The 24659-nt window shown below is 66.5% G+C and carries 24 protein-coding genes and 2 tRNA genes; 6 read left to right on the plus strand and 20 right to left on the minus strand.

Annotated elements, in window-relative coordinates; translation table 11 throughout:
• Positions 1-138: 138 nt before the first annotated feature.
• The 9 genes from OG405_RS20120 to OG405_RS20160 form a co-directional block, all read right to left on the minus strand.
• A complete protein-coding gene (locus OG405_RS20120; protein WP_327148024.1) occupies positions 139-1623 on the minus strand; it encodes a C40 family peptidase in 1485 nt (494 codons plus the stop codon).
• On the minus strand, positions 1620-2417 hold the full coding sequence (locus OG405_RS20125; protein WP_327148025.1) for a hypothetical protein: 798 nt from the start codon (positions 2415-2417) through the stop codon (positions 1620-1622). The genes OG405_RS20120 and OG405_RS20125 overlap by 4 nt, the downstream gene beginning before the upstream one ends.
• 72 nt (positions 2418-2489) lie before the next feature.
• Positions 2490-5012: an ATP-binding protein gene (locus tag OG405_RS20130; RefSeq protein ID WP_327148026.1), complete on the minus strand. Its 2523-nt coding sequence runs from the start codon at positions 5010-5012 to the stop codon at positions 2490-2492.
• Positions 5012-5635 carry a hypothetical protein gene (locus OG405_RS20135; RefSeq protein ID WP_327148027.1) on the minus strand — a complete coding sequence of 208 codons (624 nt, stop codon included), beginning with the start codon at positions 5633-5635 and terminating at the stop codon, positions 5012-5014. Before OG405_RS20135 ends, OG405_RS20130 begins: the two co-directional genes overlap by 1 nt.
• Positions 5632-5892, minus strand: coding sequence for a hypothetical protein (locus OG405_RS20140; protein WP_327148028.1), 261 nt, complete (start codon positions 5890-5892; stop codon positions 5632-5634). Before OG405_RS20140 ends, OG405_RS20135 begins: the two co-directional genes overlap by 4 nt.
• Before the next feature lie 16 nt (positions 5893-5908).
• On the minus strand, positions 5909-6904 hold the full coding sequence (locus tag OG405_RS20145; RefSeq protein WP_327148029.1) for a conjugal transfer protein: 996 nt from the start codon (positions 6902-6904) through the stop codon (positions 5909-5911).
• 84 nt (positions 6905-6988) lie between these two features.
• Positions 6989-8134 (minus strand): GAF domain-containing protein, encoded by a 1146-nt coding sequence (locus OG405_RS20150; protein WP_327148030.1) that lies wholly within the window; start codon positions 8132-8134, stop codon positions 6989-6991.
• Between the two features lie 382 nt (positions 8135-8516).
• Complete coding sequence (locus OG405_RS20155; protein WP_327148031.1) at positions 8517-9419, minus strand: ROK family protein; 903 nt, start codon at positions 9417-9419, stop codon at positions 8517-8519.
• A gap of 46 nt (positions 9420-9465) precedes the next feature.
• Positions 9466-9939, minus strand: coding sequence for a hypothetical protein (locus OG405_RS20160; RefSeq protein WP_327148032.1), 474 nt, complete (start codon positions 9937-9939; stop codon positions 9466-9468).
• 267 nt (positions 9940-10206) lie between these two features.
• On the opposite strand from OG405_RS20160, the gene OG405_RS20165 reads away from it, so the two are divergent.
• Positions 10207-10986: a MerR family transcriptional regulator gene (locus OG405_RS20165; protein ID WP_327148033.1), complete on the plus strand. Its 780-nt coding sequence runs from the start codon at positions 10207-10209 to the stop codon at positions 10984-10986.
• 43 nt (positions 10987-11029) lie between these two features.
• Here the strand turns inward: OG405_RS20165 and OG405_RS20170 are convergent.
• Positions 11030-11103 (minus strand) — tRNA-Pro (locus OG405_RS20170).
• Positions 11104-11133: 30 nt separating this feature from the next.
• Positions 11134-11207, minus strand: a tRNA-Gly gene (locus OG405_RS20175).
• Positions 11208-11701: 494 nt separating this feature from the next.
• Between OG405_RS20175 and OG405_RS20180 the strand changes: the two genes are divergently transcribed.
• Positions 11702-12661 carry a diguanylate cyclase domain-containing protein gene (locus OG405_RS20180; protein WP_327148034.1) on the plus strand — a complete coding sequence of 320 codons (960 nt, stop codon included), beginning with the start codon at positions 11702-11704 and terminating at the stop codon, positions 12659-12661.
• Between the two features lie 9 nt (positions 12662-12670).
• Here the strand turns inward: OG405_RS20180 and OG405_RS20185 are convergent, their stop codons facing one another.
• Together OG405_RS20185 and OG405_RS20190 are read right to left on the minus strand one after the other, a co-directional pair.
• Positions 12671-13483 (minus strand): Fpg/Nei family DNA glycosylase, encoded by an 813-nt coding sequence (locus tag OG405_RS20185; RefSeq protein ID WP_327148035.1) that lies wholly within the window; start codon positions 13481-13483, stop codon positions 12671-12673.
• Between the two features lie 24 nt (positions 13484-13507).
• On the minus strand, positions 13508-13981 hold the full coding sequence (locus OG405_RS20190; protein ID WP_327148036.1) for a ribose-5-phosphate isomerase: 474 nt from the start codon (positions 13979-13981) through the stop codon (positions 13508-13510).
• Positions 13982-14229: 248 nt separating this feature from the next.
• Here OG405_RS20190 and OG405_RS20195 point away from each other — a divergent pair, with 248 nt between their 5' ends.
• Entirely contained in the window at positions 14230-15114 is an 885-nt protein-coding gene (locus OG405_RS20195) for a M48 family metallopeptidase (protein WP_442790775.1), read from the plus strand.
• Between the two features lie 58 nt (positions 15115-15172).
• Here the strand turns inward: OG405_RS20195 and OG405_RS20200 are convergent, their stop codons facing one another.
• The gene (locus OG405_RS20200) at positions 15173-15820 is read right to left on the minus strand and encodes a mycothiol-dependent nitroreductase Rv2466c family protein (protein WP_327148037.1); all 648 of its coding nucleotides are present in this window, start codon (positions 15818-15820) and stop codon (positions 15173-15175) included.
• A gap of 221 nt (positions 15821-16041) precedes the next feature.
• Here OG405_RS20200 and OG405_RS20205 point away from each other — a divergent pair, with 221 nt between their 5' ends.
• The gene (locus tag OG405_RS20205; protein WP_327148038.1) at positions 16042-17262 is read left to right on the plus strand and encodes an NAD(P)/FAD-dependent oxidoreductase; all 1221 of its coding nucleotides are present in this window, start codon (positions 16042-16044) and stop codon (positions 17260-17262) included.
• A gap of 57 nt (positions 17263-17319) precedes the next feature.
• Here the strand turns inward: OG405_RS20205 and OG405_RS20210 are convergent, their stop codons facing one another.
• Positions 17320-18144: a phosphoribosylaminoimidazolesuccinocarboxamide synthase gene (locus tag OG405_RS20210; protein ID WP_327148039.1), complete on the minus strand. Its 825-nt coding sequence runs from the start codon at positions 18142-18144 to the stop codon at positions 17320-17322.
• 118 nt (positions 18145-18262) lie between these two features.
• Between OG405_RS20210 and pepN the strand changes: the two genes are divergently transcribed.
• Entirely contained in the window at positions 18263-20980 is a 2718-nt protein-coding gene (gene pepN, locus OG405_RS20215; RefSeq protein WP_327148040.1) for an aminopeptidase N, read from the plus strand.
• Positions 20981-21060: 80 nt separating this feature from the next.
• On the opposite strand, the gene OG405_RS20220 is transcribed toward pepN, so the two are convergent.
• The 3 genes from OG405_RS20220 to OG405_RS20230 form a co-directional block, all read right to left on the minus strand.
• Positions 21061-21525, minus strand: coding sequence for a DUF5130 domain-containing protein (locus OG405_RS20220; protein ID WP_327148041.1), 465 nt, complete (start codon positions 21523-21525; stop codon positions 21061-21063).
• On the minus strand, positions 21512-21805 hold the full coding sequence (ctaJ, locus tag OG405_RS20225) for an aa3-type cytochrome oxidase subunit CtaJ (protein ID WP_327148042.1): 294 nt from the start codon (positions 21803-21805) through the stop codon (positions 21512-21514). Before ctaJ ends, OG405_RS20220 begins: the two co-directional genes overlap by 14 nt.
• 249 nt (positions 21806-22054) lie before the next feature.
• Positions 22055-22486, minus strand: a complete 432-nt coding sequence (locus OG405_RS20230; protein WP_327148043.1) for a globin — start codon at positions 22484-22486, stop codon at positions 22055-22057.
• A gap of 254 nt (positions 22487-22740) precedes the next feature.
• On the opposite strand from OG405_RS20230, the gene OG405_RS20235 reads away from it, so the two are divergent.
• A complete protein-coding gene (locus tag OG405_RS20235) occupies positions 22741-23484 on the plus strand; it encodes an HNH endonuclease (protein WP_327148044.1) in 744 nt (247 codons plus the stop codon).
• A gap of 34 nt (positions 23485-23518) precedes the next feature.
• Here OG405_RS20235 and OG405_RS20240 read toward each other — a convergent pair whose 3' ends face one another.
• Both OG405_RS20240 and OG405_RS20245 read right to left on the minus strand, forming a co-directional pair.
• The gene (locus OG405_RS20240) at positions 23519-24190 is read right to left on the minus strand and encodes a hypothetical protein (RefSeq protein WP_327152422.1); all 672 of its coding nucleotides are present in this window, start codon (positions 24188-24190) and stop codon (positions 23519-23521) included.
• A gap of 31 nt (positions 24191-24221) precedes the next feature.
• Complete coding sequence (locus OG405_RS20245; RefSeq protein WP_327152423.1) at positions 24222-24596, minus strand: acyl-CoA thioesterase; 375 nt, start codon at positions 24594-24596, stop codon at positions 24222-24224.
• Positions 24597-24659: the final 63 nt, after the last annotated feature.

The raw sequence follows: 24659 nt of genomic DNA on the forward strand, positions 1-24659 counted from the left end.
CGCGGACCCGAGAAAACGGATTCGCGGGCCGGGGTGTCTCGTCTCCGGGATCGACCGCTACCGCTCTGAAACGCCTGGCCGTGCTGGCCGCCACCGCGGCCCTGACCCGGTGGGAGTTTCCCGGTAGCGGTCAGGGCATTACGCCCAGCGCGCCGCCCGGTAACTCGACGGCAGCGGTATGACCTCGACATCCTTGCCCGATCTCGGAGCGTGGACCACTTGACCGTTCCCGATGTACATCTGGACGTGTCCGGGTCCGTCGCCCTTGAAGCTGCTCGAGGGGAAGATGAGGTCGCCCGGCTGAATATCGCCGGCCGCCACCTTGGGCAGTGATCGGTACTGGTCGGCTGCCACCCGCTGGATATCGACGCCCGCGGCCTTCGCCGAGTACTGCATGAGCCCTGAACAATCGAACTGGTTCGGCCCTTCGGCGCCCCACACATAGGGATCACCGACCTGGGCCAGTGCGACCTCCACCGCCCTGCGCGCGGCCGGCGAACCGCCGGCGCCCGCGGCAGGCGTGGAAGTCGATTGCCCCTTGGGGACTTTTTGCCCGGCGATATTGTAGAGGTACTGATTGGTGAGCTTGTTGATCGCGGTCGCGGTATCGTCGGCGTTCGACTGCCCGCCCGATACGATGCTGTGCGCCTTGCGCAGCGCCGCGGTGAGGATCTCGCGGACCTTTTGCTGGCCCTCTTTCGTGTACGCCTGTGGCCCCAGCTCGGCCAGCGCGACATTGACTTCCCGGATCAGGGAGGTAACGGCCTTCTTGTCGACGGAGTTGGTCCCGGCCAGCCCCTTGATGTAATTGTTGAGTTGATTGTCCAGATTGTTGAAGGCCGTGGCCGCGTTCTTCTGGAACAGCTGGCGCGCCTTGACCATTCTGGCGGTCTCCCCCGAACCCGCACCCGAACCCGAACCTTCGGAGCCCAGGAGCTCCTCGCGCAAGCGTTTCACTTCGGGATCGTCGGTGGGCCCGTCACCATAGACTTCGGCCAAAAGGTCCAGCGCTTCCAAAGCGCGCTGCGCCTCGGGGCTCAACTGTCCATCCGGCTGAGCTGCGCCGCCACCGGAACTTCCTCCGGAACCACCACCGGAACCACCCCCGGAACCACCCCCGAGCAGCCCCGACAGCGCGGACCCGAGGATGGGGAGCAAACCCATCCCGGCCATCATCGCCATCGGTGCCATATCCCCCAGCAGTTCCGGATCTACGGGAGGCCGGCCCTCGGCCGGTTCCCGCCCGGGTTCCGGTTGGGGATGAGGCTGCGCGGCGGGTGGAGGGACCGGCGGCTGCCCTGCCGGTGGCGCCGCGACCGGTAGCCCGGCGGCGTTCGGCGCGCCGGTGGCTCCTGGCGGCGGGGAGACGGCGCCCGGTTGCCCCCCGGGATTGGCCGCGGTGCCCGGCGGGGCCGAACCCGGGGCAGTCCCGTTCTGCTGCGGGTTGTTCCCCGCCGGCGTCCCCGGCGCCGATCCCGGTCGCCCGGTCCCGGGCCGTCGCCGGCCATCGGGCGCCCAAGGGGTCTCCCAGAGAGCGTCTTCGGTGCCGGCGGCCGCAGCCGGATCGAGTTCGTTCTCCGACTCGGCTTCTGCAGGAAGCGCACCTGCTTCAGCGCTCGTCATACGTCACCACCCAACACCCGTTTGACACGGACATCCCGCGTCTCCGGAATCGGAAGCCGGAAAAAGGCTCCTCCGCCGGAATTTCCGGTCACCATCTCCATGGGGCTCACCGCGATGCCTACTCTTGTAGCAGCATTATCGCGGTAGTCCCAGAAGACGAGGTCCCCAGCAGTGACAGCCGAGGCCACGACCTGCTGTCCGCAATAGCCCTGTTGCCCAACCGTCGGGGGTAGGACGACCAGCCGCCTGGGCCCGTTGGGATCTCCGCATCCGCTGGGTACCGCATCGGCACCCGGAGGCGCCTGGATCACGATGCACTGTCCGGTGAGCGCGGCCGAAGACGCCGCGTAGACAACATCGCGCGCCAACCCTGCCGGATCCCCGGCACCGCCTTGCGCATAGCGGAGGGCGAGTTGCTGGGCGCACGCAGCCGCGACCCCGGCGTTGGGCATCTGGATCGCACCCGGCGCCTGATAGGGCGCGGACTTCAAAGCCGCGACACAGGCACGATAGCGATCGGAGATATTCGGGTCGTCGGCGGCGACCGTCATCGACGAGTACGGGTTGGTACTGGGCAGAGGGGCCTGCGAAACGACCGTTCGGGAGGGTTGGGCGGGCGTGGCGGTGACGGTGCTCGACGGATCCGGGCCGATCGCGCTGTCGCACTGATTCTGGAAGTCGTTCGCTCCGTGGGACGCCATATTGCCCACTGCGGTCAGTGGCGCGAACAGACAACATCCACATGTCGCCACGAGGAACAGCAGCACAACCAGTAGCTTCTTCTCCGACCGCACAGCTCAGCCCCGGTGTCTTCTAGTCGACGATGGACACGCGCGGGCGCACCGCGCCGAACCGGTCGTCTGTCATCACCGAACCACCTCCGGCTCCCGCTCCTCCGGATGTCCCGCCGCGGTCGGCGTACTGGTGATCGCCGCGCCACGATCGGGTCGCGCGGGGCCCAATACCTTCCCGCGACCGATCCGGCTCAGCGCGTCCCGCATGAACATCTCGCCGCGCCGCTCCTCCGGTACCTGCCGCCCCGCACCGATCGGTGGTGAGGTCTCTTCCCTCAGCACCGACAGAAGAAATGGTGCTTCCTCGAGGTCCACCCCCAGCCATGCCAAACTGTTGCGTGCCAGCATCTCGTCGCGCTGCCGGAAGACGAAGCGATTCGGGATCAGATTGTGCGCGGCACCTTGGAAGTCGGTGGCCGGATCATGGGATGCCAAACCGATCGCTGCCAGGTGCTTACGCCCGTCCCTGCTGAAATCGGAGGTGACCGAGGCCCCGACCTGAGTCTGGGTGAAGTGGTGGGCTTCGTCGCCGACCAGCAACCCGAACCGCCCGTTATCGGACAGGAAGGCCTCGCGGGCCGTCACACCCACGAGCTCGTACAGTGCGGTACCGAGTCGCTTGGTCAAGGGCAGCCGGTTGTACAGGTGCGGGGTGGTGAGTTCTTCCGCACTGGGGAGTGCCAGATTGTGACTGCGGACGACCGTAGCCGCGGCGTCGAGTCGCATGGGGCGCAGGCTCGGATCGAACAGGACCGGCACTCGCTCGACCACGGTGCCGAGTCGCGAGGCCAAGTCCGCGTATTCCTCCAGCGACCCGGGCTCGTCGCGCAATCGGCACACCACATTGAACAGGTCGAGCATGCTCTGGATACGGTGCTGAGCCATCCCTTTCGGCGACAGCAGGCCGCTGATGGCGGCTCCGGCCCCGGAGGTAGGCGAAAGATCCAAGAGCGGCAGGATCGAATCGAGGGCCCGTTCTCCGGCCACCCGCGGATCGAACAGGCGCAGCGGGTCCAGCGATACGGACGGGTTCGCCAGGTCGATGATCACCGCGTTGTCGATCGTGCTGGCGAAATGCTCCCACTCGCCGACCTGGCTGCGGTCGATCGCAAGGAACTGTCCACCCATATCGTGCACCAGCACCGCGATCAATTTCAGGAAATACGATTTACCCGAGCCGAGCTCCCCGGTCACCGCAAACGACGCGGACAGGTCGTGCAGCGCCGCTTCCATGATTCCGAAATGGATCGGTTCGAAGTTTCCGGACAGCAGATTGACTCCGATCACCGGGCCACTGTCGTCACCGATCTGATTGGTGGTGAACGGTACGAACCCCGCCCACATGTCCGACGGCACGATATGCGCGAAATCGTCGTAAGCGCGCCGGTGCGGACTACCGGGAACCAGCATGGACCACAGGTCCACCTGGGCGCCCACCGGCGCGGTCATCTCCACCTGGAACCGCTTGTAGCGGCGCCGCAGTGTGTTCACCGCGTCCATGGTCGCGTCCTGCGTCGAACCGCCCACGGCGATCACGGTGGTGAACGACACCTCCGACTCACCACCGTTGACCTCGAAATGCTGGTTGTATTCGCCCAGCATCTGCGCTTTGGACATGAGTGTGTTCTGGGCGAACGATAGCTCCTGGTCGCGCTGGTCCATCTGCTCGCCCAGCCGGCGCAGATTGATCTCGTTGGCCTTCAACACCGCCTCGGCCGGTTTGGTGGCCACCCGCATCCCCCAGTCGACGGTGACGTCGCCGAGTCCCTCGAGCACCGCGAGGAATTCACTGCCGCCGGGGAAGGCCATCCCGGAATACGGGAAGGAGCGCGGAGTGAGCATCGCCTGGTAGGAGGGTCGATACCCGGAGTCGGGCTGAACGATCTTGATCACCGGAACGAACGACGGGCGCAGCTTGCGATTGGCGTCCGTACGCGCTCCCTCGTCCAGCGCGGCGGACCGGAATACCGCGGACGTCGCATCGTCGAGGGCTCCGATCCTGGTCGGCGCGACGGGATCGTTGACAGCTCCACGAGCCAGGTAGTGCTCCCACAGCCACTGGAACATCGCCGCGGGCACCGGCACAGGGTCGAACTCGCCACCGATCCTGGACAGGATCTCGTTGGCCTCGTCGTCGTACTTGTCCAGATCCGCCCGGGAAATCGCCGTGGCGTCGATCGTGGTGGTGCTTCCGCGCCACATGCGGGAGAGCGCCGAGATGCCGGGGTTGGCGGCACCGACCGGAATCGACAGCAGAAAGATCCTGGTCAACGGATTGATTGCCCGTACTCTCTCGAACGAGGCAACCACTTCGTCGGCATAGTCTTCGCATTCGTCGAGATCGACACCTTCCACCATCTTGCTCAGCACATCGATGGTGTTCTGACGAGCCTGGATACCCAGGAGCAACGACCCGTTCGGGAGACTGTTGATCAGCGCATGATGCGCCATCTTCACGTCGACTTTATCGCTGGCCTTGCGCAGGCCGTATCCCAGCGGATTGATGAAGTAGGTCGCCGTCACCAGCCCCGTGTGCGTGAACTGGAGATGGCCTCTGATAGCCGCGGTGGGTTGCAGATCTCGATTGAACCCCATCAGCGTCGCTCTCCGTTCGTTGAACGCTCCCTGTCGCCGTCCGCCTTCACCCCATTACCGGTGGTCATCGCCCGCCAATTCGACGAGGCAGGGGCGAGAGCCTTGGCGGTGACTGCGGCTGCGGCTGTGGCGGCGGCGGGAGCACGGTGCCGCTCGAACAGTTCGAGGAAAGAACTGCCCACCGGCTGGGACTTCGGCGAAGACGCGCGGCCCGCCGGGCTCTGCTCGGGCAGGACGACTACGACTGTCTCCTCTATGAACGAGGTCATCCGGCCCGACTCGGGCGTCACCGGCATCCCGGACACCGACACCGGTTTCGGGGAGAGAACCAATCGGCCGACCCACACCACCCGCGAGGACAACCGGACACCGGTGTAGGGGATCAGGCCGAGCCCGAACCCGATCACAACAGTGAAGGCGAGTCCGATGAGGAAGGTCACGGCCGGATTCGCCGGCAGCGTCATGGCCAGGAAAGAGGTGATCAGCAGCCCCAGCGCAACACCCGCGACCTGCGGCAGGGTGTAGGGGCCGAACGGCAATTTCTGTCCGTTCTGGGCCTTTCCGATGACGGTGGGTACCCGTTTGACCGGTGTGAAGACCTTGATCACCTGAGCTTGGGTCATCGATAGCTACCGACCGGGTGATCGGGGACGATGATGTTGGCGTCGCTACGGGCGTAGTTGACCAGCGTGGGCAGCATCCAGAACAGCACTGCCGCGAGGACCGCCGACCCGGCGACCCCCAGTATCTTCGCCGGCGACAGTTTGGATTTCGCGGCCTCGGAGATCATCACCCCCATCGAGACGATGGTGATCAAGATGAGGCCCGCCCAGCGGACGAAGACCAATATCCCGTAGAGGATGTTGCTCAGATTGCTCATGGTGTCGCCTCCGGCGTCAGTTCTGGGTCGCCGGCGGGATCTGCGCGGCAGTGGTCGGGGATGCGGTGGTGGCACCGACACCGGGTGAACTGCTCTGATCCCCACCCTGGCGCGTAACGACGGACAGCGGTTCCCGCAGGGCCGGCATCAGATCGATCGCCTGCACCTGCCACTGTCCCTCGCCACGCACCATCGTCAGCGGGTAGGCCAGTGCCGGGGCTGCACCGCCGGCACCTTTCGGTGTCACAGTGGCGAGCACCCGGGCCGAGGAGCCACCGGTGCCACATTCGGTGTCCTCCGCCGTCACGGCGACTGTCGCCAGCTCACGGAACGGTGCGGGTTGTAGTGCCGAGATCGCCGAACCCACTGTCACATATCGGGCCACGTCCCCCGAACCGGTCAGATAGGCGTCGAGAAATCCCGTCGCCACCTGAGTGAACGCCGTCTCTTCGCCGCAGGGCGCCGAATAGGCCTGAGCCAGGTCGGGGCCGATGCCCGGCGGCTCCACCGCGGCGGGCAGGGCCAGCGCGCGCAACTGTCCCTCCGAGACCGAGACCGGCACCCGATAATGCTGCCGCGTGCCGTCGGTACCGATGCGCACCGAAACCGTCACCGACCACACTTCCACGGCGCCGCCGGCGAGCGTGCGCGACTGGTAGACCACAATCGGCTCGGCCACCTTCTGCCCCGTCTTCGGCAGCGAGATCTGCTGTGTCCCGTCAATGTATCGAGCGAGGGCGTCCTGGTCTGAGGAATCCCCGCCCAGGTAGGTCATCACGAAGTCCTCGGCGAAAGAACTCGCCAGTTGCGCATGCCCGGCGACCGCGACCATGGAATCGTCGCCGGGCGGCACCGGGTCGGCCGAGAAGAAGCTGTAGATTGCGTGCCCCCCACCGAGCACCGCCAGTACGGACAACAACCCGACCACCAAATTGTCGCGTCGCCGTCGCGCGGCCATCCGGCGAAGCAACGCTTCGCCCGAATCCGCGCTCCCGGCAGCACCAATCCTCACTCTCGAAATGGTAGGGACGCAGCGCCCGGGTCAGCGATATCGAACTTCCCAGAGCTGGGGACCGATGCGACGGCGTACAGCAGTTCAACGAACCGTACTGTGCCGCAATCGACCGGCCAGCCGATACCGGAGTTGATCGTCGTATCCGATCGGCCGGTCGGGTAACGCCCGGTCGGCCGGATCCGTTTCCTCCGCGGTGATGTCTCCGCGCACGCGGGTCAGGTGGGCAATCGCCAACTCCCGGTTCGAGAAGCCCGGATACGGATAGAGCAACAACGTGGTGGGGGTGTACCCCCCGCTGTAGTTGAGCGCCCGGACAGTGACCTCCGTACTCTCCCCGGAGCGGACCCGATCACCCAACTCCACCAGCCGGAACCGGTCGTCGGGATGAAAGACGTCCACGGGCCGGAACAGGTAATCCCAGCGAATCCAGGGCGCCGGGTCGGTGAGCCAGTGCGAAATGCTCGTATTGGCGAGCTGCACCACGGCAAGGTGGTTACCCGCGCGCCTGTGGGCCTCTCGCAACCCCACACTCTCGAGTGTGGGCCATACCGCCGGATCGTCGTCCGAGGTTATGTCCTCGATGAGCCACCAGGCACCACGGCAGTGTTCGTCATCGCGGGCCCTGATGGTGATCCGCCAGCGGGTGGCCCGTCCGGCGGGACGCAACATCGAGACCTCGAACTGCATCCGCCCGCCGGGCTCCGGCCGATAGAGCAGGTCGAGGACCTCCGCGTGCCGGTCGAAGGCCGAGACCCGGTGGAAGAACTCCGCGATCGATATCCGCGGTACATATTCCTCCGGCGCGATCCCGGACAGGGCGGAGACTCCGACCGGCTGGGCCAGGGTCTGACTGTCCAGATCCCAGGTCGCCCCGACCGCCGCGGGCGGGTCCACGACCGGGCCCGGATCCGGGCCGGCCCACCAACGCACCGCGTGCACCTCGCCGGCGGGGCCGAAAACGGGTCGGATCATCAACCGGTGCGGGCCCGACCCGGTGTCGAAAGTCTTGTCCAGTTCCACCGCTTTTTCTATCGAGGTGCGCAGCGCCTCGGTGATATCACGGGTGTTCAACCCGTCGTACAGCGCGGGCGTACGGGCCAGCTGTCGCTGCAGCACCCGCCGCCAGTCACCGAAGTCACGCGCGGCCTCCCCCACCGAGGCCACCGAGAAACCTTCCGGCGCCAATGTTTCGACCGTCACCCAGGGGATCACTGCGCGCCCTCTCATCGCGTGCGTCCAGCGTTCACACGGCGCTTGCCTCAAATGAGACAATGGCCGCGAGAGATAATGTACCGTTGCTCAGCGGCACGTTCAACAGTGAACCTGGGATCGGTGTGCATGACTTGTCCAACAATGCCTGTTCGGGCTTCTTCCCGAACAGGCAGGGAAGTTGAGGGAGATCACGTAATCCCGAGCAACACAGTCGATTCGACTGCGATCGGCACGCAGACGGCCGACGAACGGCGCCACCATATGCAGGATTCCACAGAAGAAGCCGGTGGCGTTAATCCAGGGCAACCCCTGGTAAGCGCCCGCTACGGGGAGCAGTGTGGCGTCACCCAGCACAGCCGCCCGTCACGATCTCCGTAACGGGCGGCGCCGGAGCGGCTCAACTCTGCTGCTGCTGTATCGAACTCAGTGCGAGCACACCGGCGCCCGCAAGAAGGCCCAGGTCACCCAGTTCCGAAGGAATCGCACGCAATCCGGGCAGGAACGGCAACCGCGCGTGCATGGCGATCGCGTTCTGCAGCGGTTTCCACAGCAAGGCACCGGCCGCGGTGACCGGTCCGCCGACCACCACGCGGTCGATATCCAGCAGCGCGGCGACAGAAGCAATAGCCCGCCCCAGCGCGGTACCCGCCCGCTCCAGCGCGGATATCGCGACCTGCTGCCCCTCGCCGGCCGCGGCCACCAGCGCCTCGACCGACGCGCCGCCCCATCCCTGACCGTTGGCCCATTTGACCAGAGCGGCGCCCCCCGCCACCGCTTCCAGGCAGCCCCGCCCACCACACGAACACGGGACGTCGTAGCCCGGAACCAGCACATGCCCGATCTGCCCGGCGTTTCCGGTCCGCCCCACCACCACGAACCCGCCGACCATCACACCGCCGACAATGGCTTCGGACACATACATGGCCAGCGAGTCCATCACCTCTCGGGTCCCGCCGAAATGCCGTTCGGCCAGCGACAGGCATACACCGTCGAGAGCCAGGGCGACCGTCGCCGCGGGAAACAGCTTCTCCATCGAATCCACCAGCGGAAATCCGGCCTCCCAGTCGCTGATATGGCTCGGCGCCACGACCCCGGAGGACATATCTATCGGGCCACCCGAGGCGATGCCGACCGCCTTGATGTCCCGACCCGCGGCGATGTCCTGCATCAGCTCACGGACCCGTTCCCAGGTTTGTCTCTCCGGCACCGGAATCTGCTTGACCTGATCGGGGCCCACATCGTCGGCGATCTCGATTGCCGCGATCCGGGTCGGGCCGACCTCCAGTGCCAGGACTGTCATCTACCAAACCACCTGTGCTAGATCCGCGATTGCCTTCGCAATATAGTCATACGCCGACGGTTTCCGTCGGCTTCAGCGGATGCCCGAGCACCAGATGCCGTTTCGGCGCGGCCACGGCCGACTGAGGTCGAGCGGGGCGTGGGCCGTTGCGAATGATCCGCATCGGACGCTTGTGGTCGATGGGTACGGCACGGTGCCGGTCCAGATTTTCGACGACATTGCCGGAGTTGTCATAGGCGATGCCCGCCCAGATCATGGCTCGCGGCGCATCGCCCCGCTCGATGAGGGTCTGTGCGAGTTTGCTGCAATGTTCGAACAGCGGGCAGCTATAGCAAGTACGTATCGCCGTATGCCAGGACTCCGGGGTTCCGGAATCCAGGTCCCAGCTGTCCGGCACGTCCGCGCACGGCGGACGCTGCACAGATTTCACGGGTGCCGGAACCAGGGGCGTCGATACCGCCGACGCATGCTTCGTGGCGGGCATCACAGTGCCCAGCGGACGAATTCGTGTTGCGCTCATAACCGTCTCCGGAACTGCCGAGGGCACGCCGGTGGACCGGAGCGTGTCCCGTTTATCGGGCGGATCATCAGGGCTGCTCGACAGACCCCGGAAACCAGCTGATGTCAGCTGCATCACATACGTTAGAGCACAGCAAGTTGCCAGGCAAGCGCCTTACCGTTAAGTAACGGGACGTTGACCCACATTTCACTTCTTTTAGCCGCTGCTTGGCGGTTCGTTTAGTTACGTACCGTTTAACTACGGGCCCAACTATGGTTTCCTATAGGTATGGCTGGCGAATCCGAGTACACGATCGACGAGCTGGCGCGCGCTGCCGAGACCACCGTGCGCAGTGTCCGCGTGTACCACGAGCGTGGGCTGCTGCCCTCGCCCGACGTCCGAGGCCGAATCGGTTACTACGACGCCGACCACCTCAACCGGTTGCAGACGATCAGCCGTCTGCTCGGCCGTGGGATGAAACTGAACGGCATCCGGGAACTGCTGTCCGCCTGGGATCGCGGCGACGGACTCGCGGACGTCCTGGGCGTCACCGATCACGACCCGAGCACTCCTGGACGGTCGGCTCCCGCCGGCCCACCACAACCCGAGCCGGAAGAACCGGCCCACGAACTGCCCGATTACGTCCAACAGGCACTGGCCGCCAGCGACGATCCGTTCGACGTCTATCGGGTCACCAATCCGCGCTGCAGCGATCTGGCCACCCGGCTCTCCGACGCCGGCCTGCCCGCCGCCGCCACCTTCCACCTGGTGGAACGACTGCGCGCCGATTGCGATCGAATCGCCGACCGCTACGCCGCCGAGATCTTCTATGTACTCGCGGGCCGGTCCTACGAGCAGTCCGAACGCAACCCCAAAGACCGCACCAAGCTCGAAACAGACTTGGCGATCGCCCGCCTCATCGTCACTCGGGCTGCCTCCGAACTGGTCGATCAGGCCTTCGGCCGACGCGCCGAACTCCCCACGCCCGAGGTGGAGATCGCCCGCCCCCGCCCCGGGCAACAGAGCGCCGCGGCCAACGGGAAGCAGCCCTCGCGCTCTCATATCTGAGTTGCGGGCACGGCCGAAGGGCGCCGCCCGTAACGAAAGACTGTCGGGGTGACAGGATTTGAACCTGCGACCACCCGCTCCCAAAGCGGGTGCGCTACCAAGCTGCGCCACACCCCGTACTACCCCCGGAGGGGGTGATCACCGGTTTGGAGCGGGTGACGGGAATCGAACCCGCACCATCAGCTTGGAAGGCTGAGGTTCTACCATTGAACTACACCCGCATGCCTACGACGTCGATGGGATGGCCCTGATGTCGCGTGCACAGCGCACTCTACCCAATCGCGGTTTCATTTCGCCAATCAGCCCCCGCCGCCGTGCCGATATCGCCGCCGGCTCCGGAGAACACAGCGGCCGCGGCGATTCACCGGTGATGGGAAACCCCTGGTGCCGGTTTTCGCGGCCTGCCCCCGGAAGGTCGGCTGTACTCGTCACCGAAAATTTCTGCAAAGGTGTGTAACACAGTCGATTCCGCGACGATAGGCGCAGAGATTGCTGTTGTTCCGGGGCCCGAGAACTTGCTGCAGAACGCAGGTCGGCGGGTTCCACCATCTTGCTACGATCTTCTTGCCGGACGGGGTATCTGGAAAGGGGGCGGTTGCGTGCACCCGACAAGGTGGACCATCCGCACAGCAGTGCGACAGAGCCGGCCGAGCCCGGTGCCCGGGGCACGGACCGCTGTCCGTGACGCGATCTCCACCGCCACCCGGTGGTCGATATGACCACTGAGCACCGGCCGCCCGTCCGATCCACCGCGCGGGAGTGGGCGCTGGCCGCGGGCGCGCAGCCCGATGCCGATATCAGCGCGGCCGAGATCGAACCTGTGCTCGTGGAGATCCTCGAACATCTACTGGACCTCACCGTCTCCGACCCGTTCCCGATCCGCGCCGCTCGCCGGCTCGGTGCCCGGCTCTGTGCCGAACCTCTGCACCGGGTCCGGATGCTGGCCCTGGTCACGCGCACCCTGCTCGGTTTTCCGGCCGGGCCCCGTGGGTCGCTGGTGGCGACGCAGTGGCCGCTGGTGGCCAGCCAGGCGATCGACAGTTACGCCCAGGCGCTACAGGAGTTGGCGCTCGCCCAGCAGAAGAAGAACCTCTCCGATGAGGCCACCCGGCGGGTCCGCGAGTTCGCGGCGCTGCAGCAGCGGCTCGAACACGAAGCCACCCACGACGCCCTGACCGGACTCGCCAATCGCACCCTGCTGCGCAAGCGGGTGCGCACGATGGCCGAGCAGGTCGACCGCGGGGTGGGGCTACTGGTGGTGGATCTGGACCGATTCAAACAGATCAACGACAGCTACGGGCACGCGGTGGGCGACGAGGTGCTGGTGGAGCTGGCGAAACGGCTGCGTGAGGTGGCGCCACCCGGCGCGGTGGTCTGCCGCTACGGCGGGGACGAGTTCGTGCTGGCCGCCGGTATGGCCGCCGATTACTCGGTGACCGAACTGGCCCACGATATCGTGCTCGCACTCAACGATTCGGTGTGGTCGTCGGCCGGACCGGTACCGGTATCGGCCAGTGTCGGAACAACCTACGCGCCGCCGTCGGACCGTAGTGAACTGGCGGAGCTGCTCCGCCGCGCCGATCAGGCGATGTACTCGGCGAAATCCGCGGGCGGACGCCGGTTCGCCGGCGCGGAGACGCTGGAGACGGCGGTCGATACCGCGGTCGCGGGCTGAGCGCGGCAGTCAGGCCGGCTGGCACCGCGCGCACCAGAACAGGTTCCGGCCCTCCAGGACGGTATGGCGCACCGGATCGCCGCAGCAGCGACACGGTTCGCCCGCGCGGCGGTAGACGTAGGTGCGCGGGCGGTCCGCGGCGTAGGACGGCGCGCCGTGATCGTGCTCGGGACGCACCACGTGCATCTTTCCCAGCCGGACACCCACCTGCATCAGTTCGGCCAGATCCGCCCACAGCGCCGACCACTCCGCGGCGGTGAGTTCCATCCCCGGACGCCGCGGGGAGATACCGTGCCGGAAGAGCACTTCCGCGCGGTAGACATTGCCGACCCCGGCGACCACGCGCTGGTCCATGAGCAGCGATCCGATACCGCGCCGGGAGCGGCGGATCCGCGCCCAAGCGGTTTCCGGGTCGGCGTCCGGACGCAGCGGATCGGGTCCGAGGCGTGCGATGAGGGCTGCCGTCTCCGGTGGCGTGAGAATCTCGCAGGCGGTGGGACCACGCAGATCGGTACCGAATCCGCGACCGTCCCGACCCGGTCCGGTCAACCGCATCCGCACCTGACCCACCGGTTCCGGCAGCGGCGGCTCCGATTCGGAGAAGGCGCCGTACAACCCGAGATGGACGTGCAGGTAGAGCTCGCCTTCGTATTCGTGGAGCAGATGTTTGCCCCACGCCTGGGACCGCAGCAGGACCCGACCGTCCACGCGGGCGGCACCCGCCGCGAATTTTCCCTGCGGACTCGACACCCGTACCACCGCTCCGGCCAGCCGCTGCTGGTGCCGGCGGGCGAGACGGTGCAGGGTATGACCTTCCGGCACCCGACTACTCGCCTGCCCGGTGGATCAGCCGGCGGGCAGCGCCGGCGCTTCGCCGGACTTCTCGTAATCGGCGAGGATATCGATCCGGCGCTGATGACGCTCCTCATCCGACCACGGGGTCTCCAGGAAGGCGTCCACGATCGCCAGCGCCTCCGCACGGGAGTGCATCCGGCCGCCGATACCGATCAGCTGCGCGTTGTTGTGTTCCCGCGCCAGCCGCGCGGTTTCGACACTCCAGGCCAGCGCGCACCGCGCGCCGGGCACCTTGTTCGCGGCGATCTGCTCGCCGTTACCGCTACCGCCGAAAACCAGCCCGAGGCTGCCCGGGTCGGCGACCGTGCGGCGGGCCGCCTCGATGCAGAAGGCGGGATAGTCGTCGAGCGCGTCGTAGACGAGGGCGCCGCAGTCGACGACCTCGTGACCGGCCTTCTCCAGGTGGTCCTTGACGGCGTTCTTCAATTCGAAACCAGCGTGATCGGCACCCAGGTATACGCGCATGGCTGCGATTCTGTCAGGCCCCCGAACGGGAGCCGACGGCGGGCGGGGTGACCGAGTTACTGCTTAGAGTCGTGGGTATGCAGCCGCACGACCCTCAGCAGCCGTCCGGATACGGTCCCGGCGCCGCCTGGTCCGCGAGTACGCCGGAGCCCGGGCCCTACCCGTGGCTCACCGACCGTCCACCGTCCTCGGTTCCGCTCCCGGGCGGATATCCCCCACCGCAGATGCCGCTGCACGAACCCCGGGGGCTGTCGCCGTTCGGGATGCCCGCCAGGCACAGCTGGGAGATCCCGTTGCTGGTCGTGGTCGTCCTCTTCACCGCTGTCGCCTACCTGCTCGCGTTCCTGCTGCTGTTCCTCGGCGCGGTCAACCAGTACGTTCTGATCCTGGTGGCGGCGCCGCTGCTGATCTGGTTCGGTCGCGGTATCAACTTCTCGTCGCAGCGGGTGAACGGGGTGAAGATGTCACCCTCACAGTTCCCCGACGGATATCGGATGGTGCAGGAGGCCGCCGCCCGATTCGGGATGGCCGCTGCCCCGGACGCCTATGTCGTCCTCGGCAACGGGCAGATCAATGCCTTCGCGTCCGGACACGGTTTCCGGCGCTACGTGGTGGTGTACAGCGATCTGTTCGAGATCAGCGGGGCCGCCCGGGAACCGGATGCCCTGGCGTTCATCATCGGTCACGAGGTGGGTCATATCGCGGCCGGTCACACCTCCTACTGGCGTCAGCTCGGCATGTTCCTGGTGCCGTTCCTGCCGATCCTCGGCAATTCGCTGATCCGAGCCCAGGAATACACCGCCGACAACCACGGCTACTGCCACCGACCGCAGGGTGCTCCCGCCGCGATGGGCACCCTGGCGGCCGGAAAGTACCTGAACTCGGTGGTCGGGTTCGACGAGATGGCCGACCGCGCGGCCCAGGAACGCGGTTTCTTCATCTGGATGGTCAATGCGATGGCCTCGCATCCGGTGCTGACCTGGCGGATGTGGGCGCTGCGCGATCGCACTCGGCACGGGCGCCTGTTCTGGCGGCCGAACCCGGTTCCGCCGCGATTCGGCCCGCCGACCGGACTGCCGCCGGGCCACGGTCACGGTGGCGACGCGGTCACATTGTCCAAAGCCCCGCTCTGACCCGGCCCGCGGCCGAAAAGGGGTTCCGGATTCCGACCGGAATCCGGAACCCGCGCGCTCAGTCGAATTCCGGGTTCTCGTCGCGGGTGCGCTTCAGCTCGAAGAAGTGCGGGTAAGCCGCCAGCGTCACCACGGCATCCCACAATTTGCCCGCCTCCTCACCACGCGGGATACGCGAGAGCACAGGGCCGAAGAAGGCGACACCGTTGACGTGGATGGTCGGCGTACCGACATCGGGACCGACCTTGTCCATCCCCGCGTGATGGCTGGTGCGCAGTGCCTCGTCGTAATCGCCGCTCTCCGACGCGGCCGCCAGCTCGGCCGGCAACCCGGTCTCGGCGAGCGCGTCCGCCACGACCGCGGCGAGGGTGCCCTGACGATCGCCCTCGAGCTCGAACTCGGCCCGGCGGTCGTGCAGCCGGGTGCCGAGCGCGGTATACAGCGACGGCAGGATCTCCTCGCCGTGCTGCTGGGCCGCTGCCACGGCCACCCGGACCGGGCCCCAGGCGTAGGTCATCAGCTCCTGGTACTCCGGCGGCAGGTCACGACCCTCGTTGAGGACCGCCAGACTCATCACGTGGAAACGCGTCTCGATATCGCGAACCTTCGCGACCTCCAGAATCCATCGGGAGGTGATCCAGCACCACGGGCACAGGGGGTCGAACCAGAATTCGGCAAGGTCCTTCTTCTCGGCCGAGTCGGACACGTTTCGTTCCTCTCCACAGGTCGTCGGCGGATTCCGCCCGCCGCCGCGGCGACCGCCGTGCGGCCGGCGGGTCGCCCACCGGGCACAGCCGTCGATACGAGCAACCCCGGCGGAGTGGTTTTCGTTCCCGAGCCGCCCAGGAGATCGGCGCCGTCCTTTGTAGGCTGGCGGGAGAAGTTCGGATCGTCGCTGGAACAACCCACCACGAGGGAGTGTCAGCCATGACATCTGCGCAGCATTTCGTCATCGTCGGTGCCGGCCTGGCCGGGGCGAAACTCGCCCAGGCGTTGCGGGACAACGATTTCGACGGCCACGTCACCCTGATCGGCAAGGAGGACCGGCTACCCTACGAGCGGCCGCCGCTGTCCAAGGAGTATCTGCTCGGTAAGAAGCCGGTCGAAGATTTCACGGTCGAACCGGCGGCCTGGTACCGGGACCACAATGTGGACCTACGGCTGGGCACCGAGGTGACCGCGATCGACCGGGCCGCCCGGGCGGTGCGGCTACCGGACGGCTCGATGCTGGAATACGACAAACTCGCGCTGGCCACGGGTTCCTCGTCCCGCACACTGCCGATCCCCGGCGCCGACGCCGACGGCGTGTACACCCTGCGCACCCTGGGCGAATCGGATGCCCTGATCGAACTGTTCCAGACCGCGCGACGGCTGGTGGTGATCGGGGCGGGCTGGATCGGGCTCGAGGTCACCGCGGCGGCGCGCGCGGCGGGCGTGGAGGTGACCGTCGTGGAAACGAGCTCCGCGCCGCTGTTGGGCGCGCTCGGTCCGGAAATGGGTGAAGTGTTCGCCGCCCTGCACCGCGAGCACGGGGTCGATCTGCGCTTCGGTGCCCAGGTCCAGCAGATCACGACCGCGAACGGCCGCGCGAACGGTATCGCCCTGGAGAACGGCACCGAATCGGCTGCGGACGCGGTTCTCGTCGCGGTGGGTGCCCGGCCCGAACTCGGCCTGGCCGAAGCCGCTGGTTTGCTGACCGGCACCGGCGTTCTGGTGGACGCGAGCTTGATCACCAGCGATCCGAATATCGTCGCGGTCGGTGATATCGCCGAGCAGGATCATCCGGTACTCGGGCGCCGGATCCGGGTCGAGCATTGGGCGAATGCGCTGAACCAGCCCGCTGTCGCCGCCGCCGCCATGCTCGGCCGGGCCGCATCCTACGACCGGCTCCCGTACTTTTTCACCGACCAGTACGACCTCGGTATGGAATACACCGGATTCGCCGCGCCCGGCGACTACGAGCAGGTGGTCGTCCGCGGCGACCGCGACGGCCGGGAGTTCGTCGCATTCTGGCTCGATCCCCAGCACCGTGTACTCGCGGGGATGAATGTGAACGTGTGGGACGCGGGTGACCGGATCAAGGAGTTGATCCTCTCCGGCGAACCGGTGGATCCGGCCCGTCTGGCCGATACCTCGACCACCCTGTGAGAGCTGAGATCGACGACATATATCGCAGGGTGCGGTAGCTGTCGGAAACCGGAGCGACTACCAGGTACGACCGGTGATCAGCTCGAAGGCCTCGACGTATTTGCTCCGGGTGGCCGCGACAATATCGGCCGGGATCTCGGGACCCGGAGGTTCCTTGTCCCATCCGGTGGAGGTGGCCCAGTCTCGGACGAACTGTTTGTCGAAGGACCGCTGCGGACGGCCCGGCTCCCATTCGGCAGCCGGCCAGAAACGGGAGGAGTCGGAGGTCAGGAGTTCGTCACCGAGGGTGAGTACATCACCGTCCCAGCCGAATTCGACCTTGGTATCGGCGATGATCACGCCACGTTCAGCGGCATATGCCGCGCCGCGGGAGTACAGACCGAGCGTGAGGTCACGCAGCCGCGCGGCGACCTCGGCACCCTCCTGCACCACCACATCGTCGAAAGTCATGGGTTCGTCGTGACCGGTATCGGACATCTTGGTGGTAGGTGTGAAGATCGGTTCGGGCAGTTTGTCGCCCTCACGCAACCCGTCGGGCAGCCGGATCCCCGAAACGGAGCCGGTGCGCTGATAGTCCTTCCACCCCGAGCCCACCAGGTAGCCGCGGGCTACGCATTCCACCAGCACCATCTTCAACGGCTTGACCCGGACGGCCCGGCCCGCGAACTCCGGCGGCACGTCCGTGGCGGACAGTACGTGGTTGGGGATATCGGCGAAGTACTCGAACCACCAGTTGGACAGCTGGGTCAGCAGGGCGCCCTTGTCCGGAATCGGGGTGGGCAGCGAAACGTCGTACACCGAAACACGGTCCGAGGCGACCAACAGCAATGTGTCGCCGTCGGTGTACAGGTCACGCACCTTCCCGGCGTGCACATGCTTCACGTTGTCGCTCCGATCCTGGTCGAGTGGCCGGCGAGATCACTCCCGCGCGGGCAACCTTACCCACGTGGCATTGTGGACAGCGCCCGTGCCCGATCAATCGTGTCCTCGAAGGAGCCCGATGTCCGCACCGAACCTCACCCGCGAACAGGCGATCGAACGCGCCGAGGTTATCTCGGTCGAGAACTACCGCATCGAACTCGACCTGACCGACGGGATGGGCGAGTCAGGCCCGGAGGCGGTAGCGGAGCGTAACCACGCAGGGCCCTCGTCCGTCCCCGGTGAACACGGGATGGGCGAGTCAGGCCCGGAGGCGGTAGCGGAGCGTAACCACGCAGAGCCCTCGCCCGGTTCGGAGGAACACCGGGCAGGGAATCCGGGAGAACAGACGTTCCTGTCCCGCAGCACCGTCACCTTCACCGCGAAACCCGGTTCGTCCACATTCGTCGATATCGTCGCCCGGAGAGTGCGCTCGGCGGTCCTCAACGGGATTCCACTCGATATCGACGGTTACGACGAATCCACCGGGATCACCCTGGCCGGTCTGGCCGAGCGTAACGAGCTCGTAGTCGAGGCCGAGTGCGAGTACTCCCATACCGGCGAGGGCCTGCACCGGTTCGTCGATCCGGCCGACGACGCGGTCTACCTGTACTCCCAGTTCGAAACCGCCGACGCCAAAAGGATGTTCGCCTGCTTCGACCAGCCGGACCTCAAAGCCACCTTCGATATCGAGGTCACCGCTCCGTCGGACTGGAAAGTGATCTCCAACGGTGCCGGCTCCGTGGACGGCGGAAAACACCGTTTCGCCACCACCCCGCTCATGAGCACCTATCTCGTCGCGCTGATCGCCGGTCCCTACGCCGAATGGACCGATACCTACACCGATGATCACGGTACGATCCCGCTCGGCATCTTCTGCCGTGCCTCGCTGGCCGAACATATGGACGCCGAGCGACTGTTCACCGAGACCAAACAAGGTTTCGGCTTCTACCACAAGAACTTCGGAATCCCCTACGCCTTCGGGAAATACGACCAGCTGTTCGTACCGGAGTTCAACGCCGGCGCCATGGAGAACGCGGGCGCCGTCACCTTCCTCGAGGACTATGTGTTCCGGTCGAAGGTCACCCGGGCCTCCTACGAGCGGCGCGCGGAAACAGTGCTGCACGAGATGGCGCATATGTGGTTCGGCGATCTGGTCACCATGAAGTGGTGGGACGACCTGTGGCTCAACGAATCCTTCGCGACCTTCGCATCGGTACTGTGCCAAGCCGAGGCCACCGAATACACCAGTGCCTGGACCACTTTCGCCAATGTCGAGAAGTCGTGGGCCTACCGGCAGGATCAACTGCCCTCCACACATCCGATCGCCGCCGATATCCCCGACCTGGCCGCGGTGGAGGTGAATTTCGACGGCATCACCTATGCCAAGGGCGCGAGCGTTCTCAAACAACTCGTCGCCTACGTCGGCCTCGATCCGTTCCTGGCCGGGCTGCGCGCCTACTTCGCCGACCACGCCTACGGTAATGCCACCTTCGACGATCTGCTCACCGCCCTGGAGAAATCGTCGGGCCGGGACCTGTCCACCTGGGGCGCCCAGTGGCTGAAGACCACAGGCCTCAACATCCTGCGTCCGGAATTCGAGGTGGATGCCGAAGGCGAATTCACCTCCTTCACGGTGGTCCAGGAAGGGGCCGCGCCCGGCGCCGGTGAACAGCGTGTGCATCGGCTGGCCATCGGTGTCTACGACGAGCGCGACGGCAAACTGGTGCGCACCCGCCGGGTGGAACTCGACCTCGATGCCGCCGAACGCACCGAAGTGCCCGATCTGGTCGGCACCGAACGCGGTAAGTTCGTGCTGGTCAATGATGACGACCTCACCTACTGCTCGGTCCGTCTCGACGCCGATTCACTCGACGTGCTGGTCAACCGCATCGCCGATATCGCCGAACCGCTCCCCCGCACGCTGGCCTGGTCCGCGGCCTGGGAGATGACCCGGCAGGCCGAATTCCGCGCCCGCGATTTCGTCGCGCTGGTGCAGCGCGGGATCGGCGCGGAATCCGAGATCGGTGTGGTGCAGCGGTTGCTCATGCAAACCAACACCACGCTGCGCAGCTACGCCGACCCGGCCTGGGCCGCGGCCACCGGCTGGCCGGAGTACGCGAACCGGCTCCTGGAACTGGCGCGGGAAGCGGACGCCGGGTCCGATCATCAACTCGCGTTCGTCAACGCGCTCGCGGGAGCGAAACTGTCCCCCTGGCATACCGAGGTGCTGCGCGAACTGCTCGATGGCGACCCCGCCGGAGTCGGTCTGCCCGGACTGACCGTGGACACCGATCTGCGCTGGAGGTTGATCACCGCCCTCGCCGCGGCCGGGGAGATCGATGCTGACGGCCCCGACACTCCCACCATCGATACCGAACTGCGCAACGACGAAACGGCCGCCGGTCGGCGTCAGGCGGCCACGGCGGCCACCGCCCGCCCGCTGGCACAGGTCAAGGAATCGGCGTGGGAAACGGTGGTGGGCGACGATTCGGTGCCCAATATCACGGCACGCTCCATCGTCGGCGGTTTCGCACCGGCGGGGCAGGAGGATCTGCTGGCACCGTTCGTCGGCCGGTACTTCGACGAGATCCCCGCGGTCTGGGAGCGCCGGTCCAGTGAGGTTGCGCAGACGGTGGTGGTCGGGCTGTATCCGGCCTGGGATATCAGCGACGAAGCGGTCGCGCGGGCCGACGAATTCCTCGCGGCCGACCACCCCCCGGCCCTGCGACGACTGGTGAGCGAGGGCAAAGCGGGTATCGAACGTTCGCTGCGCGCCCGCGCCTTCGACGTCTCCTGATCCGGAACAACGAACGGCGCGTCCCCCGGAGGGGGACGCGCCGTTCTCGTGTGTTGCGAGCGCGACCGGCCGAACCGGCGTCAGCGGCCGATGGCCGCCGACATCACCCGGACCGCCGAGATCAGCCCGTCGATCAGCTCGCCCTGCCGCAACGAGCTCAACGCGGCGGTGACGCCGAGCTGGCACACCCGGTCGTTGGCGCGGTCGGCCACATCCCTACCGGAACGGACCTCCACGGAGTGATCGTTCGGGGAGACGGCGATGAGCACCGAACGCGCCGCCTCCGGGGTGGTGGGGAACAGCGCGTCCACCGCGGCCGCGGCGTCCGGGCCGAGATCACCGATGAATACGTTGAACCGCACCTTGGTGGCGCGAGTGGCCTCGGTGAGCACATTGTCCATGGCCAGCCGCTCGTTGTTGTCGAACGGAGCCTCTTTGAACACATCACCGGCCTCGTGCACACCGGAGACCCGGCCGCTGCTGGTGAGCGCGTATCCGTGCGGCAGGTCGGTTTCGACCACCGCCGGCCAATTAGTACTTGCCACTTGCCCGGCCTCCGATCAGCGCTGCCTTGGGTGCCTCGAGGGAGTCGAACGCCACATGCGAGCCGTGCGACGACTCTCCGGCGTCATACGAATGACCGGGACCGGTCACTTCATCGGTGGCACTCCACAGCACCGGAGCGGCCGTCCACTTCTTGCTCATATCGAAGTGGACCGGCTTCTCACCGGGCAGCGGCTTACCGAGGTACGACAAACCAGCGATTATGAGGTAGATCCCCAGTGGGATACCGGCGAAAATCGCCACCGTCTCGAGAATGCTCACCCGCTAAAGGTAGACGATCCTCTGTAGTAGTTCACCGAGGGATAGGCGGTGTCGACATAGACATCCCCCACACCCCACCTGTCACCAGCAAGCCGCATGCCACTTCCACGAACAAGCCCGCCTCTCGCCTTCACACGCGGGCCCGACTACCCCCGCCCCGCGTGAGCCCCTTCGCCAACCGGCCGCGACGCCCTGCCACCCCTGTTGCACGACCCGCGCCCCGCGCTTCGCCATGTAGGGTCCACCCCCTCACCAGGCCGCATTTACCAGCGAGTTCGCCGCCATTTCGAGATAGTCGAGCAGCTGGCGCCGGTGCTCGTCGTCGAGAGCTTCCGGTTCGATCTCGGCGACGGCGATGCGCATACAGCGCAACCAGGCGTCCCGCTGGACCGGGCCGATCTCGAAGGGCATATGCCGCATCCGCAGTCGCGGATGGCCGCGTTCGTCGGAGTAGGTGCGGGGACCGCCCCAGTACTGTTCGAGGAACATGCGTAACCGGCGTTCAGCCGGACCCAGGTCTTCTTCCGGATACATCGGGCGCAGTACCTCGTCGGCGGCGACCTCGCGGTAGAAAACGGCCACCAACCGGTGGAAGGTCTCCGCCCCGCCGACGGCGTCGTAGAAAGAGAGCGTGGCCTGTTCGCCCGCCGGAGTACCCGAAGCCGCGTTACCCGAAGTCATGAACCCTCTCGTTTCGCCGGATGCGCCGTCCATTGTGCCCGCGCCGGCACGGGTTCGCAGATTCGCCGCCCCCAGCACCGGCGCGACAGCTCGCACCTGGCGTTTCCGGCTCGGTAGCCGCCGGACTTCGCTTCAACGACAGTTAACCGGCCATTGTGCAAAATAACCGTGCGCTGCGGGCCTTTCCATGGTCAACTGGTTTCTGTCTCTGCCGAGATACCATATGATCTTGAAACGCAGAATTTGGGGTCGACATGAAGCAACGGACCGGCGCCCGATCACCGGAGGCGATACGCCACCGACAACTGAAGCCCGCCGACGTCCACGCTCGTGGGTCGGGGGCTCTTCCGCTGCAACTGCTGTCCGATCACGTGCTGTCCGATCACGCGGCCAACCGGCACCATGTCGATACCGCTTCTCACCCCGAATCCCGTTCCGAGAGCGGTTGCGCTCCCCATCTCGCCACACCGCAGCAGATCAGCTGGCTGAAACGCCGCGTGCTGCTGCTCAACGCCACGTACGAGCCGCTCACGGCACTCACTGCCCGTCGCGCGATCGTGCTGCTGGTCTGTGACAAGGCCGATGCGGTGCACCACGACCCCACCGGGCCCGTTCTGCATTCCGCCGGAGCCGCTGTAGCGATTCCGTCGGTCATCCGGCTGCGTACCTATGTCCGTGTCCCCTACCGCGCCCGCGTCCCGATGACCCGAGCGGCTCTCATGCAGCGCGACCGGTACCGCTGCGGGTATTGCGGCGGCAAGGCCGAAACCATAGACCACGTCATCCCACGCAGCCGCGGTGGTGAGCACAGCTGGGAGAACTGCGTCGCGAGTTGTGCGCCTTGCAACCATCGCAAGGCCGACAAACTGCTCAGCGAACTGGGTTGGACGCTGCGTGCCCCCCTCGTCTCCCCCAGGGGCCCGCATTGGCGTCTGCTGTCCACGGTAAACGAGCTGGACCCGGTCTGGCTGCAATACCTGGGCGAGGGCGCGGCCTGACGCGTCGACTGCGCGGCGGCCGCCGGCAACGACGTCATGGCCCCGTAGTCGGGGTCAGCGAGAACCCCCCGGTTCTCCGGCGTGCGACCGAGCCGTAGCGCGCGTCCAACCGGAGCCAGGTATTGCTCGCACGTACCCGGACCAGTTCACCGGACGGGATCCGCTCGGCATCCGCTCGTTCTCCCGCGTGCGGGACGAAGTCCATCGCGGTCAGCGCGAAGACCACCCGCATCGGCACCTGGACCCGAACCTCCCCGGCCGAGACGGTCAGCACGGTCTGGTCCAGCAGCGAGGCCGGGGGACCGTATTCGGAGCCGTGCTCCTTCGCCAGATCGGCCCCGCGTTCGGCCAGTTCGACCAGGGTGCGCGCGGGCAGGTCGTCGACATGGCCGAACCCGGTGTCCGGCGGCAGCGCGCCCCGCCATGCCGAATCGAGCGAATAGCCCAAGTCGATCGGCCCGACCGCGGCAAGGCCGGCGAGGACGGTGTCCGCGCCGACCGTCACATCGTCCACGGCCAGATCGGCGGTCACTGTCCGGGTCGCCAGCGCCTCGAAACCGGTGGCGACCCAGGCCGCCACCAGGCCGGTGCCGCGGCGACGCAGCCGTACCACCACCGCCGGGTCGAGTCGCTGCGCCCGAGTGAGGAAGGTGGCCAGATTCTCGCGTTCTGCCGGGTCCGATACAGACAGGGTCCGCTGGTCGATTATCACGATCGGACCGGCACCGCCGAACCGCTCATTCGGCGATCCACTGGGCGAGATAGTCACGTTCGGGACCGGTGAGCCGGCGCAGCCGCTGGGTCTCGATATCGAACGCCGCCAGCTGTGTGGTCGCGGTGACCGCCGCGGGCGATTCGGGCGCGGCGCCCGCAGCCCGCACCTCGTAGGCGACGGTGAAGTCGACCGCCCGCAACTGCTCGATCCACATGGCGATATCGAGTGGCGTGTCCTCGTGCCGCAGTTGGCCGCGGTACTTCACGTGCAGATCCGCCAGCACACAGCCGTTGCGCAATGCCACAGTCGGCCGGTCGTCCTCGAACAGCCAGGGGATCCGGGCCTCTTCCAGCAGCGTCACCATTCGAGCGTGGTTGACGTGCTGGAAGACGTCCATATCGGACCACCGCACGTGCACAGCGGTATGGAACCGACGCGGCGGTGCCGCGACGGGCACCTC

This window comes from Nocardia sp. NBC_01329, assembly GCF_035956715.1.
Lineage (GTDB): Bacteria > Actinomycetota > Actinomycetes > Mycobacteriales > Mycobacteriaceae > Nocardia.